At 24.1% G+C, this 14,473-nt stretch carries 11 protein-coding genes; 6 read left to right on the top strand and 5 right to left on the bottom strand.

Annotated elements, in window-relative coordinates; all coding sequences use genetic code 4:
• Positions 1-83: 83 nt before the first annotated feature.
• Entirely contained in the window at positions 84-398 is a 315-nt protein-coding gene (locus tag ACXX89_RS03405; RefSeq protein ID WP_436358983.1) for a thioredoxin family protein, read from the bottom strand.
• Positions 399-638: 240 nt separating this feature from the next.
• On the opposite strand from ACXX89_RS03405, the gene pfkA reads away from it, so the two are divergent.
• Entirely contained in the window at positions 639-1,619 is a 981-nt protein-coding gene (gene pfkA, locus ACXX89_RS03400; protein WP_436358982.1) for a 6-phosphofructokinase, read from the top strand.
• Positions 1,620-1,807: 188 nt separating this feature from the next.
• Here the strand turns inward: pfkA and ACXX89_RS03395 are convergent, their stop codons facing one another.
• Positions 1,808-3,358 (bottom strand): MATE family efflux transporter, encoded by a 1,551-nt coding sequence (locus ACXX89_RS03395; protein WP_458557665.1) that lies wholly within the window; start codon positions 3,356-3,358, stop codon positions 1,808-1,810.
• Positions 3,358-4,017, bottom strand: a complete 660-nt coding sequence (locus tag ACXX89_RS03390; RefSeq protein WP_436358978.1) for a deoxynucleoside kinase — start codon at positions 4,015-4,017, stop codon at positions 3,358-3,360. Before ACXX89_RS03390 ends, ACXX89_RS03395 begins: the two co-directional genes overlap by 1 nt.
• 185 nt (positions 4,018-4,202) lie before the next feature.
• Between ACXX89_RS03390 and ACXX89_RS03385 the strand changes: the two genes are divergently transcribed.
• The 5 genes from ACXX89_RS03385 to ACXX89_RS03365 are packed head-to-tail and all read left to right on the top strand — an operon-like array spanning position 4,203 to position 10,831.
• A complete protein-coding gene (locus ACXX89_RS03385) occupies positions 4,203-5,270 on the top strand; it encodes a YitT family protein (RefSeq protein ID WP_436358976.1) in 1,068 nt (355 codons plus the stop codon).
• Positions 5,271-5,320: 50 nt separating this feature from the next.
• A complete protein-coding gene (locus tag ACXX89_RS03380; protein ID WP_458557664.1) occupies positions 5,321-6,244 on the top strand; it encodes a nucleotidyltransferase in 924 nt (307 codons plus the stop codon).
• Positions 6,228-6,590 carry a hypothetical protein gene (locus ACXX89_RS03375; protein WP_458557663.1) on the top strand — a complete coding sequence of 121 codons (363 nt, stop codon included), beginning with the start codon at positions 6,228-6,230 and terminating at the stop codon, positions 6,588-6,590. The genes ACXX89_RS03380 and ACXX89_RS03375 overlap by 17 nt, the downstream gene beginning before the upstream one ends.
• A 10-nt stretch (positions 6,591-6,600) precedes the next feature.
• On the top strand, positions 6,601-9,759 hold the full coding sequence (locus tag ACXX89_RS03370) for an AAA domain-containing protein (RefSeq protein WP_458557662.1): 3,159 nt from the start codon (positions 6,601-6,603) through the stop codon (positions 9,757-9,759).
• Complete coding sequence (locus tag ACXX89_RS03365) at positions 9,749-10,831, top strand: class I SAM-dependent RNA methyltransferase (RefSeq protein WP_458557661.1); 1,083 nt, start codon at positions 9,749-9,751, stop codon at positions 10,829-10,831. The genes ACXX89_RS03370 and ACXX89_RS03365 overlap by 11 nt, the downstream gene beginning before the upstream one ends.
• Before the next feature lie 127 nt (positions 10,832-10,958).
• Here the strand turns inward: ACXX89_RS03365 and ACXX89_RS03360 are convergent, their stop codons facing one another.
• Both ACXX89_RS03360 and ACXX89_RS03355 read right to left on the bottom strand, forming a co-directional pair.
• Positions 10,959-12,641, bottom strand: a complete 1,683-nt coding sequence (locus tag ACXX89_RS03360; RefSeq protein ID WP_458557660.1) for a hypothetical protein — start codon at positions 12,639-12,641, stop codon at positions 10,959-10,961.
• A gap of 60 nt (positions 12,642-12,701) precedes the next feature.
• Complete coding sequence (locus ACXX89_RS03355; RefSeq protein ID WP_458557659.1) at positions 12,702-14,147, bottom strand: MAG3090 family protein; 1,446 nt, start codon at positions 14,145-14,147, stop codon at positions 12,702-12,704.
• Between the last annotated feature and the right edge of the window lie 326 nt (positions 14,148-14,473).

Genomic DNA, 14,473 nt, shown 5'->3' with positions numbered 1-14,473 from the left:
AATTTTACCAGTGATATCACTGGTAAAATGTGTCCCAATAAATTGTCCCACTTTACTTAGTTTTTAAACTAAGTTTTTTAAATTTAAATAATTTGTTTTAGTGCTTCTGAAAATTGTTCATATGCACCATAACCAACAATGTGAGAAACTAATTTTCCATCTTTATAAATAAAAGTTGTTGGAGTTCCTGAAACTCCCATTTCTCTTGCGAAGTTTCTATCTTGATCTACATCTACTTTATAAACTTCAATGTTCATTTTTTCTGCAACTTCTTTTAAAACAGGTGCCAACATTTTACATGGACCACATCAAGTAGCATGGAAATTTAATAGTTGCACTCCTTTTCCATTTTCAATACTTTGTGCTAATGTTTCTTTTGTAACATCTTTTACAAACATTTTTGTCTCCTTATTAATTTAAATATTTTCAAATAAATTGTAAAGGAAAATTAAGAAAAAAATACAAAAAAGTTGTTTTAAATGAAAAAAATGCGAAAAAATTAACTTTTTTAATTCAAAATAACAATTAAAAACTATTTTTAAACTAAAAATGGAAAAAAATAAGTAAAAATATTAAAATATTTTTTGATTTTTCTTAAAAAAAATTTATAATTTAATAGTTATTTATTAAGGACACAAATGAAAAAAGAAATTAAAAAAATTGCAATATTAACTTCTGGTGGTGATGCACCTGGGATGAATAATGCTGTTCGTGCAGTTGTTAAACATGCACTAGCAAATGAAATAGAACCTTTTTTAGTTTTTGAAGGTTATAAAGGATTATATGAAAAAAATATAGTTCCTGCTTCAAAATTTAATGTTGATGACTATGTTTCAAAAGGTGGAACATTTATTTTTTCAGCAAGATTCCCTGAATTTAAACAAGAAGAAACAAGAAAAATTGCTAAACAAAATTTAGAAGAATTAGGAATAGATGCACTTGTTGTTGTTGGTGGTGATGGTTCTTATATGGGAGCTCAATTACTACACGAACTTGGAATTAAAACCATTGGATTACCAGGCACAATTGATAACGATATTACATCAAGTGATTTCACAATCGGATATGATACTGCTTTAAACACAATAGTTGAAGCTGTAGATAAATTAAGAGATACTTCAAATTCACACAACAGATTTTTAATGTTAGAAGTAATGGGACACGGTGCTGGAGATTTAGCTTTATATTCTGGTCTAGCAACTGGTGCTGAAATTATTATTACAAACGAATTAACAATGACTAAAGAAGAAATTGCTAAAGTTGTTGAACACCAAATTAAAACAATGAAAAAAAGAAGTGTGATAGCTATAGTTAGCGAATTTATTTATCCTAATCTAAAAGAAATTGCAAGTTTTGTTCAAGAAAAAACAGGAATTTCTTCTAGAGCAATGGCTTTAGAACATGTGCAAAGAGGTGGAAATCCTTCAGCACAAGAAAGAATCTTAGCTACTTTAATGGGAATGAAAGCTGTTGACTTACTTAAAAAAGGTGAATCTGGAGTTGCAATAGGTGTTAATAAAGGTGACATTGTTGCTACACCTATATTAGAAGCTTTACAAGCACCAAGAAAAAGTAATAAAGAAAAAACAATAAAATTCAATAAATTAAATCAATCATAATAGGAGAAAAAATGAGAAGAATTAGAAGAAAAGAAATGGCTGAAAGAAAAGCTAAAAGAGTAGAAAAAATTAGAAAAGAAGCTAAAAAAGCAGCAGCAAAAGCTGCACAAACAAAATAATAAAGAATTTGAGTTTAAACTCAAATTTTTATTTTAAAAAAATCAGTAATTTAATACTGATTTCTTTCTCTAATGTGTAATGTTTCTTGCTCAGTTAGTTTTAAAATAAAACAACTCATAAATAAATAATTTTACTAAGTCCGAAGTGAATAAAATAAAGTAATAAAAGGCAAATTGATAATTTAAACTTAAATTAAAATTCGGTATAAAAACAAAAACTATTAAAGTTAATCACAATATTTGACCAATTCCTGAACCAAATTGTAATATAGAAGTTAAATTATTTTTTCCTCCCGCTTCCATAGTTCTAACACTAGAACTAAAAATTATTCATATAGGATTAAATATAGCAATTGAAATTGATGTTAGTTGTATTTCTTTTAAATAATATGCTGAAGCTAACTCTTTTTGTTTATCAATTATATTTTGTGATACCCCTATTTGTTTTAATTGCTCTTCTAAACCAGTCTCAACACCAGAAGAAAAGAACTTCATAAAAGGAATAAATATAATTAAAATCGCAAATATACATGATAAACCTAATGCAATTACAAAATGAAATCCCTTTAATTCTTTAGCATTTTTCTTTGCTTCTTCAATTTCATTGTTTCCTAATTTTTTTCCAACAAACAACGTGACATTAGCACCTATAATCCCAAAAGTCGATGTAAAGATATTGGTTAATGATGTTGTTATTCCTAAAATAGCTGCAGAACCAAGTCCTCAGTACTCCTTATATTCTCCATAACCCAATGAACCAACTTTATAACCTGCTGCTCATAAAAAAGTTCTTATGGAAATAAAAACAAAGCTAGATGAAGATAAAAGAAAACTTGGTATTCTTTTTAAAAATAATATTCATATTTTTTTGCTAATCTTAAATATTTTTAAAGGATTTACAAGTGTTTTTTTACTTTTGAGTCCCATAAAAACTAAACTTACAGCTAAACTCACAATACCTGAACAAACAGTTGCTCATGCAGAACCAACAACTCCAAATTTTGGTATTAATGTTAAATTTAAAATTATATTTGTTAATAAACTAGTTAATGATATATATAATGAAATTCCACCATTACCTGTTTCTCTTAATAAAGAAATAGTAGTAAAAGAAATAGACATTAAAATTCAAGATATAACAATTATTTTTATATAATCTGTTGCTTGTTTTACAATATCTAAATAAGTTTGACTATGCTCTCCATTGACTATATTATTATCTTTTGCAATCGTCTTTATAAAAAATTCTGGAGATATTAAAATCATAATTGAAAATATAAGTCCAAAAGCAAAAGAAATTAAATATCTTGTTCTCAAAACTTCTTTTGTTTCTTTTGATTTTTTGGCGCCCCAAAATTGACCAAATAAAGGCATTCCAATTGCATTGTAACTTATTAAAATTCCACCAATAATTCCGGTGAATGCGTTTGCAAAATTTAATGCTGAAACACCACCTGAAATTCCTGTAACCATAAAATTATCAATAAAACCATTTAAAGATACTAAAAAACCGGACAATACTACAGGTATTGCGATTTTTGAATATAATTTTCAACGTTCTTTTGTAGAAGGGAAAAACGATAAAATGAAGGATAAAAATTTATTTCTCGTCGTTATCATTATTTTCTATTTTTCGAGTAATTTTTAATAATTTCAATAACTTTTTCTTCCACTTGCTCTTCATTTAAACCGTTGGTGTCTACTACAACATAATTTAAGTTAAATTCTTTACATAATTTTTCAAAATAAGGTTTGTAATTTCTGTGTAAAACTTCAAAATATTCTTTATTTTTTTCTCAATTGTCTGTTTCTACAGCTCTTTCTCTCTTGAAAAATCTTTCTTTAAATGTTTCAAAAGAAATATCTAAAAAAATTGCAAGATCAGGAAATTCTTCTGGTGTAATCAATTCTCTAAAAGCTAGTTCATATGCTCTCATATATTTAGGTTCTTTTTTTGCTAAATTTATTTGAGCAAAGATGTGATGTTCAATTGAAAATCTATCTAAGAAAAAAAATCCTTTTTCTTTGTTTTTTAGATTTCTTTCTTTAAATTTATTTAGTCTATCTGCAAAAATTGATGAATGGTTTTCAATAATGTATGTTTGAAAACCAATTGTCAAATTTTCTCTTTGTTCATATAATCACTTTAAAAATGTGTTGAAAACTTCGTCGTTTTCATTAAATTCTAATAACATTTCTGAATTTGGAAATTTTTTTACTAAAGATGATGTTAGTGTACTTTTTCCACTACTAATCATTCCGCTAATACCTATAACCATTTTATTTACTCCTTGTTTTTTTGTGTGTAATTTAATAATAAACATTTTTTTAAAAAAACAAAATAAAAAAAGCAATAATTTCAAAAAAACATTTTATAGAAATCTTTTTTTTATTTTTTGAAAATTTTTTTTATTTTTTTTGAAAAAAATATAAAATATTAACGTAAATAGCACATAGGAATAATATGAAAAAAAACGATAATACTTTTATTAAAAAAATTAAAAAACTTGAAAATGAATTAATTAACACTGGTGATAATAATCCTAAGAATTTTATTGATGTTTGTAAAAAGAAACCTTTTTCAATCTTTATGATGTTGGTTTCTTCTTTTCTTTTTACTTTTTCAATAGTAATTGTACTTGCAAAAGCTAAAACAATTCCTTCTGGATTAACAGCTATCCCAACTCTTATTACATATATTTTTAGTGAAACAAAACATTATTTTTCTTTACTTTACTTAGCACTAAACTTACCGCTAATCATTTTATTTTGAAAACATTTAAAAAGAAGTTTTATGTATTTAACGATAATTTGAATGATTTTTCAAAACTTATGAAATTTATTTTTTAATATAACAGTAGTTCATGACTTTTTAAGTAACCATATAACTGTTGAATCTGATAATTGAGATGTAGTAAAAGCACTAGAATTAAACACAGATTTATGACCTATTCTATATTATACCTTTTTAGGTTCTGTACTAATAGGAGTTTCAATTGGTCTTGCTTGAAAATTTGGTGGTTCAAGTGGAGGGACAGATTTTATTTCTTATTACTATTCAACTAAAAAAAGAAAACCAATTGGAAAAATATTATTTTCTATTTCTATTAGTATAGCTTTTGTTTCATTAGTACTTTTTGGAACACTTGGTTATTTTAATATTGGAGAAGGAAAAATACATAAAATTTTAGGAATTCAAGTTGTTTCCACTATTATGTATATATTCCTAACATCAATGATAGTAAACTTAATTTATCCAAAATACAAAAAAGTGGAATTAACTTTTCACACTTCTGAGCCTGAAAAAATTCTTGCTCATTTAAAAGTTATGAAATATTGACATTCCTATAATTTATGAGAAGGGATTTCTGGATATACAGGAAAACCAACATATAAAATCAAAACTATTGCATTATATTTAGAAGTAAAATACATTGTAAATGAATTAAAAAATGTTGATCCAAGCATTTGAATCTCTATCAAACCTGTTTTAGAAACAAGTGGTTTATTTGACACCTCAAGAATAGAATAATTTTTAAATTATTTTATTCTTTTTTTTACAGATTTTAATAAAATTATTTTATGGCAATAGCAATAATAGCAGAATATAATCCATTTCACAACGGACACAAATATCAACTAGAATATGTTAAGAAAAATTTCCCGAGTGACAAAATATACATCATACTTTCTGGAAAATATGTGCAAAGAGGGGAAATGGCAGTAGCTTCTTTTGAAAAAAGAAAAGAACAAGCACTTAAATATGGTGCTGATTTTGTTGTCGAATTACCCTTTGAATATGCAACTCAAGCAGCCCATATTTTTGCAAATGGTGCTTTAAAAATCATTAATGATTTAAAAATTGATAAACTTATTTTTGGAAGTGAATCAAATAATGTTGATAATTTATACAAAATTGCTGAAACCATTTATTATAATGAAGAAATTTATAATAAACTAGTTAAAAAATACTTAAAAGGAGGCTTTTCCTTTCCAAATTCCAGTGCAAAAGCGTTACAAACTCTAACTGGTGAAGAAATAAGATTACCTAATGATATTTTAGGATTAGAGTATGTTAAATCAATTGTCTTTAACAATTATCCAATTCAAGCCTTTTGTATGCAAAGGACAGTTGGTTTTCACTCAGAAACCACTTTTAATGAATTTGCTTCTGCAAGTTTAATAAGGAAAATGATTTTTGAAAAACAAGATATTTCTAAATATACGCCTATGAAATTTGATAAAATTCCTGATAGGATAGAAAATTATTATTCTAAATTTCAAGACATTGTAAGAAATACACCTGCAGAAATTTTGAAATTAAATCCAATGATTAGTGAAGGGATGGAAAATTTATTTAAAAAGCATATAGAAGAAAAAACTTATGATGAATTTGTAAATAAATGTAATTCCAGAAGATATACAAGTAGCAGAATCAAAAGAGTAATGCTTTATATTCTGCTTGAAAAACATAAAAAAGGAGATGAAAATGAGAACAAAAGATAAGATTTTAATTGTTTTTTTAACAATAATAACTTTAGGTTTTATTTGAATTTATTGAAAAAATAAATCCAAAAACAAAACAGAAAATCAATTATCAAAAAGCTATAAAACAAGCATAAATGTTACTTTGTTAATTGAACTTCTTGGTAAAAAAGAAAATATCAATAAGATAGAAAATAGTCATAAAAAAATTAAAATTTATTTAAATAACACTAAATTAGTTAAAGCTGAAGAAATACAAAAATTAAAAGGAATTTCAGGTGTTTTAGTTTCCAGTACTTATGTTAATTTAATAGTAGGAAACGTTGCTGAATACTTAAAAACAGAAATTGAAAATATAATGAAGTAAAAGGAAAAATATGAATATCAACTTTGATGTAATAAAGAAAAATAAAGAAAATTATAAAAGAATTTTAGATAACTTATTTGATGTAGATAGATTTGATACATCGCTTTTTGTTAACATAAATGATCATGATTTTATGGATGTGTTCAAATTATTTGATCAAAAACAGTTTGAAAAAATCTATACGCAAGCAAATTTTAGAGTTGCTTTAACTGAAAACAACTTAAAAAAAATAGTAAATGAAATAAAAAACGCTTCTTCAGTTGAAGAAGTTGAATCTATTTTTATAAAAAATAATGATATTTTAAGCGCAGAAACAAAAGTTAAATTACAAAAAGATTTTGATAAAGAAAATAAAGCATTACAATCCGAATTAAAAGAAAAAATACAGAAAAATAGTTACAAATGAAAGAAATTTTTAACCAAAGCAAGAAGTTTAAATAGTGAAAGAAACATTTGACCAATGCAGATAGGAATGCTTTTTGTTTCTGTGGAAATTGAAAAAAGAAAAATATTTGCTCCTTTATTTTTTAAAGAAGTTAATATCGATATTTCTAATTCACAAGCTTTTTTATTTTCTGATGGAGAAATTAAAATTAATGAGAAATTAATTTGAGTTTTAGAGAAAGGAAATTATTTACTAGGAGTAGATATAGATGTTTCTAGGTTATCTATTGAAGAATTAGAAAAAATTATAAAAACCAATTGATCAAATTTTAATATTAAAACTTTTAAAAATAATATTTCCAAAGTTAATGTGGATTTAATTGATAATAATTTACATTTTCACCCTGGTATGGTTTTAGGAATTTTTAACTCTTTTGGAAGTCATCAAAGAAAAATAATGGAAAAAATTATTGAAAATGATGAATTAGATGAAATTTTAGATGTTGACTTTAATAAAAATAATTACAAAAACAAAGTTAATAAAATAATTTTTAATAAAGTTTTTAACTTTGTAAAAATAAATAAAACTAATTATTCACAAGATAAAGCAACAGTATCAGCTCTTTCTCAAAATACCATAATTTGAGGACCTCCAGGTACTGGAAAATCACAAACTATTTCTAATATTATTGCTAATATTATTATTTTTGATAAAAAAGGTCTTGTTGTTTCTCAAAAAAAAGCTGCTTTAGATGTTTTAAAAGATAGAATGAATAAGTTATCAATTTTTTGCTTATTTATTTTAAATGATAATTCTATGAATAAAGCAACGTTTTATAAACCTATAGAAAAATTAATTAATATATTAGAAAATTTTGAAAATAAATCCAATATTGAATCATTGAAAATTATTTATGATGATGAAAAAGAATATATAGATTTATTTAATAAATTTGCTAATAATGAAAATCTTGAACAAAAAATTGAAAATTATTCTTTTATAAAGAAAAATGTGACATCTTTGTCTCCAAATACAATTGAATCTTTATATAAAATTAGTAAAAATATTAGTATTAATACAGATGATTTTAAAGAAAATATTAAAAAATTAAAGTGAGCTATTTTAGATGCAAAATCAGGAAAGAAAAACAATTTCTTTCAAAAAATTTTTAAAAAATTAACCGATGAAGATAAACAAGATATCGAAATTATTAAAAAAGAAATTAACAATTTTAATGGAAATTTAAAAGAAATAACCGACAAATTAAGTTATTTAACTCCACAAGAATTAAGTGACATTAATACTTTCTATGAATTTGTTTTTGAAAACTCAAAACAAGATATTTCCAATGAAGAACAACTTGTAAACTTTACTTTTTATAGATTATTTAAAAAACTAGAAAAAATTAATCAAAATAAAGAGATGAAAAAACTTTATTCAAAATTTGTTCTTGCAGTTAGAACAAAACATAGAGATCCTTATAAATTCGTTCTTGAACACCACCAAATTATTAAAGAATTGTATCCAATTATTATTTCTTCAGTAGATACAGAACTAAGTAAGTGGGAGAAAAATGAATTTGACTATGTTATTTTGGATGAATCATCACAAATATTTATTGAAAAAGCATTTCCAATACTTTATTTAGCAAAAATCAAAATTTTTGCTGGTGATGATAAACAAATGCAACCCACAAGTTGATTTTCAACACGAAGTAATGTGGAAGATGCTGAACTCGGGAATATTGAATCAATCTTAAATTATGCAGTTTTTAAAGGCGTTTATAGTATTTTACTAGATAAAAACTATCGTTCTAATTATGCTTCATTAATGACTTTTTCATCAAAACATTTTTACAATTCAGAACTTGATGTAATAGATAAATTTAATACAAAAAATCATGATTCAATTAAAGTTATTCAAACAGATGGTTTATGAGAAAATAAAATCAATAAAAAAGAAGCAGAAATTGCAATTGAACAAACAAAAGAGAATCTAAATAAATATAAGAAAATTATTCTTTTAACCTTTAATAGTTCGCAAAGAGAATATATAGAAAATCAAATTTTAAACAATCATCCAGAATTAGAAGAAGCTCTAATTAGTGAAAAAGTTTTATTGAAAAACATAGAAAACATTCAAGGGGATGAAGCCGATTTATTAATAATTTCTGTTGTTTATGATAAAACTACCGCATTACATACTACTTATGTTTCCCGTTCAGGTGGAAAAAACGCTTTAAATGTTGCTGTTTCAAGAGCAAAAGATAAAATAATTGTAATTAAATCTCTAAAAGCAGAAGAAATTGAAAATACTAATCAAAATGAAGATATTGCTTTATTTAAAAAGTGATTATTATTTTTAGAATTAACAAATGAACAAAGAACCAACTATTTAAACTTAGAACTTAAAGATGAAGATGAAAGTAATAATAATAATAAAGTCCAAATCCATAATAAATTAAAAGAAGAAATTTATGATACTTTTGAATCTGATTCCTTTTTTGAAACTCAAAAATTATATGTAAAAAAAGATTTTTCTATTGGTAGTCAAAATATTGATTTAGCAATTACTAATGAAAAAAATAAAATATTAGTAGCATTTACGATCGATGATTATAGTAGCTATAATTCATATGAAAACTATATAATCAATAAAGATAAAAATAATTTTTTAAAAGCTAAAAATTACAAAATAATCGAAATAAAAAAAATAGATTGATTAATTAATAAAGAAACAATTATTAACAATATAAAAGAAATGATTTCTAGAGATGATAACTAAAATATTTTTTTATAATCAAAAAGGTGAAGGTGTTGGTTTATGAAATCAAAAACCTGTATATTTACCTTTTACAATTTTAAATGAAACTGTGGAATTTACCTTTATAAAAGAAGAAAAAAATTATTATATAGGTAAGGTTACAAAAATAATAATAGCAGATAAAAATAGAAATCTTGAAATCCCTAAAAATGCAGATTTTATAGGTGGATATGAATTAATGCATATGAATAAAGAAGCAGAAAAAGAATACAAAATTTATAATTTAATTTCTGTATTTAAACAAATTGCAAAAATAGATTTAAATCAATATAAAATTAATTATTTTCAAGGAACAAAAGAGTTAAGATATCGAAATAAAATCACTTTATTTGATGGTGGATTAAAAAAGAAAAATTCAAATGAAATTTTCTATTTAGACGATTTCTTATTAACAGATATAAAACCATTTAGTAAACAAAAAGGGAAAATTATTATAAGAAAACTTGAAACACAAATTGAAGGACATAAAAAAGACAATATCTTTACATTTGATAATTTTCAAAACCTTCGTTTTAAGGTTTCTATTGGTTCTTTTTACCAAGTAAATAAAGAAGTTGCTCTTGAAGCTTATTCCAGAATTAAAAATTTTATAGATCAAGATGCTAAAGTGATAGATTTATATTCAGGAATTGGTTCAATTGCTTGTTTTATAAGTGACAAAGTTAAAACTATTGAAGCGGTTGAAATAAACAAAAATTCATATAAAGATATGTTATACAATATCGACTTAAATAAAATAAATAATATTATTCCTTTCAATCAAGATGTTTATAAATATTTAAAAAATTTAAACTCTTTAGAAGGAAAAACTATAATAGTAGATCCTGATCGTACTGGTTTAAAGAAAGAAGTAATAAATGAATTACAAAGGTTATTACCTTATAAAATCATTTATTTATCTTGTAACATCGCAACACAAGCATATGATATTTCCCTTCTAAAAGATAACTATAAAATTGAATATATTGAAATTTTTAATATGTTTTCTAAGACTTTCCACATTGAAAATTTAATAGTTTTAACCAAAAAATAAAATATGTTATAATAAAAACTCCATCTTATTTAAGTGGAGTTTTTTATGTTTATTAACTTAAAGCATAAATCAATTCTTTAATAAATTATTTATAGGATTAAAAAGTAATATTTATATTCTCAAATTTTTAACTTGGATTGTTTTGTTGTTTTTCATTTTCTATTTGTGCTTCTTGTAACGCTTGTTCTTTAAGTGTGTTTATTTTTCCAATAGTATTTGTTTCTTCACTTCTTAAAGCATCTAAATAATATGATCTTCTTTCACTAGGTAAATTTGTGGTACTATGACTTACTTCATATATAGCGTCAGATTTTTCGCTTTTGAAATGATTATTAGTATATTCTATTATTTCATCTTCTATGTATTGTTGCGTACCCCTTTCATCTTTGCTGTCAAGAAATTCCTGAAATGTTTCTTTTTGAGGATCTCCTTCTAGTTTAAGAATTACTTCTTTTGCTTTTTCTCTTAAATCTTCAATAATTTTATTTATTTTATCTGCTTGTGTTTTTAGTTCATCATAAGTAGTTGCTGAATCTATAGCATTAGAAGATTCATTTCTAGATTCACTCCCTTCCCTTAATTTGTAAATTAAACCTTTAACTTCTGCTCTATAATATCTTAATTTATTTTTTTGTTTGTCTCTGGTTTCTGTTGCTTCATTTTTAATTTCTTCTAATTTAGTTACATTAGGTGCTAAAGAAAGTTTATTAATTAACTCTTCTTTTTTAGATTTGAACTCAGCATTTGCTTCTGCATCACTACCATCTATACTATCAATAACTTCTCTAACTTCCTGTACTTTTTCGTTAAATTTGGTGTTTGATTCATTTATGATTTTTTGCAACTCTGTTTGATTTTCTCTGTTAGTTTCAATTCGTTGATTTAAAGAATCATAATCACTATGTCCTACTAATTTAATAATGGATGCTTCAGCTTGATTTAATGAAGTTGCAAGTGATTTTTGTGCACTTTCTTTAGCTTTAGTAATTTCTTCCAAAGTTGAATTATAATTATTAACAATATTTAATAAATTAGTTTTTTCTTCTCCTTCTGTTACATTTTTTGCTATTATAATAACTTTTTCTTTTTCCTGCTCATTTATTGCGTTTGATTTAATAACTTGAACTTTATCAATAGTATTTGCGGATATTAACTCATTTGTTAACTCTTCTTTTTTAGTTTCATTAATTAACTTAGCAATTTCTACTTCTGCTTCTTTTTTAGCAATTGCTAATTCTTTAGCCAATTGTTTTTCAATTTCTTGTTTTACTTTATTTAATTCTTCAAGAGTTGTTGCTGAATCAACTTTTGATTTAAGATTTGTTTTAATATCATTGTCTTGAATTTTATCTGCTCGAAGATGATTCTTTCTTTTCTCTTCATTTAATTCTTCTTGTTGTTTTGCTTTTGCCTTATTTATTATTAAGTTAATTTCATCTCTAGAAGTAGCATTATTTAATTGATTATTTAAATCTGCTTTTGTAGTTTCATCAATTATTTTTACTATTTCTCTTTTAGCTTGTGATTTTAAAACTTCGAGTTCATTTTCCAAATCTATGGATATTTCCTTTTTAATCGTATTAATTTCTTCAATTGTAGTTACTGAATTAATTCTTTGTTTATATTTGGATTTCTTATTTTCATCAAGTAGTTTATCTGCTTCTAAATTAGCTTCGGCTTTTGCTTTTGTATAATCACTTTGATTATTATTTTTACTGTTTCAAAAAACAGCTGTAGTTGTTCCTATTGATGTTGCAAGTGCTGTTAATGCTAATCCACTTATTAGAACTTTTACATTTGGTTTTGCCATAATTACCTCTCTTTTTATTATTTTATTTTTAATAATATTCTTTAAAATATAAGTTATATATTATCTTTGAATTGCAAGAATAATTACTACTACAAATAAAATTATGTATGCGATTCAATAAATAATTGTTGTTCAAATAGATCTTCTTGTTCAACCACTTGTTAAAGCAGAAGTTTGATCTGATTTTTCTACTTTTTGCACTACGTTGTTTTTAAATACTAAGAAATGTGATTTATTTAAACTGTAGTTTTCAATAACACCATATTTATAATTCTTTTCTTCCACAAATCCTATGTGTTTGTTTTCATAATTGATGAAAGACAACTCGTGTGATAATTTATTTTTCTTATAGTAAATTGCATTTTCATCTGAGTAGAATAACTCTTCTGAAACTTTAATTTTTTCCATTAATTTATCACTTGATTCTTTAGTTGCTTTTTTAACTAAAAGTAATAGTTTTTGTGAATAATCATCTTTAAATGCTTGATCTAATGATTCTAATGCTTTAGATACTAAATCTAATTCACTTTTGATTTGGTTATTGTCTTGAGTTGATGTAATCATTGTTTCATCATAAGAAGAAGTAATTTTTTCAAGTTTTTGTGAATATACTGCTAATGCTTCAAGTTGTTTTGAAGGAGCTAGATTATAGGAGTTTGAGTATTTTGTTGGTTCTTTTTTATCTTCGTTAATATAAACTTCTTTAACTACTTCATTTACCACTTCTTTTTCAATATATACTGGAACTTCTTTAACTACTTCCTTAACTACTTCTTTTTCAATATATACTGGAACTTCTTTTACAACTTCCTTAACTACTTCTTTTTCTACAAAAACAGGTTTCTCTTTTTCAACAATAACTTTTTCTGGTTCTTTATCTAAAGATTCAAGAATTTTTTTCTTTAAGTTTTCAATTTCTTTTCTTAAAGCTTCTTTATCAGAATTGCTGTCTCTTAATTTTTCCATTAAAACAGCAATTTCTTTTGCATAAGATCCATTAGAATTTTTAAATAATTCTTCAAGATCGGCCATTTGTCTGTTTAATCTTTCTATTTCTCTATCTTTGCTTGAAAGTTTTCTTTCTGGAATGTAATCATCATTTGCTGGGAAGTATGTTTTGTGATCAGCAAGAATTTTGTAATCAACTATTTCTTTTAAGAATTGATCTGCTTGTTCTTGATTTCTTAATCTTGAAGTTGGGAAGATGTAAAATTCTTCCATTGCTTCTTCATACTTGATATCTCCATCAAATTTTTCTGTGTTTAATTCAAATTCAAAACCATCTTCAGTTTTATCCATAATTAGTAATCCACCAAAGATTCTTTTTTCTGTTTGGAATCAAATTGCACTTTCATATCCTACTGCTAAGAATCAGTTCATAGCTTCTTTTCTTGTTTTAAATAAAGCTAATCCGTGTTTTAGTTTTGGGTGTTTTAACACTCATGGGTAAGTTTTAGAGAATTTTTTATCAAAGTCTCTATTAAATTGGCATAATAAACGTTTCATAATTTTCCTTTTATTTGTTTTATTTCTTTTGGGATAAAATATAATACTTCATCTAATTGGTTCTTTTATTTAAATCTTTTTAAACTTTATTTAAATTAGTTATTACTTTATATTAATCTTGATTTATTTAAATATTTTTTAAAATATTAATCCTTTTTAAATAACGAAAAAACAACTTTAAAATTACTTTTAAAATCGTTTTTTATAAAATTAAAAACAAGAATAATAAAAAAATTAATAAGAAAGTTCTATATATATATATATATATATATCCTTAAATGAAATATAAAGTGCACCAGTGTTTTTATAACCTATTTGTATTTTAT

The sequence above is a fragment of the Mycoplasma sp. 1012 genome, from assembly GCF_054343455.1.
Note: the sequence above shows the minus strand (reverse complement) of the source record. Positions and strands in the feature narration are given on the sequence as shown.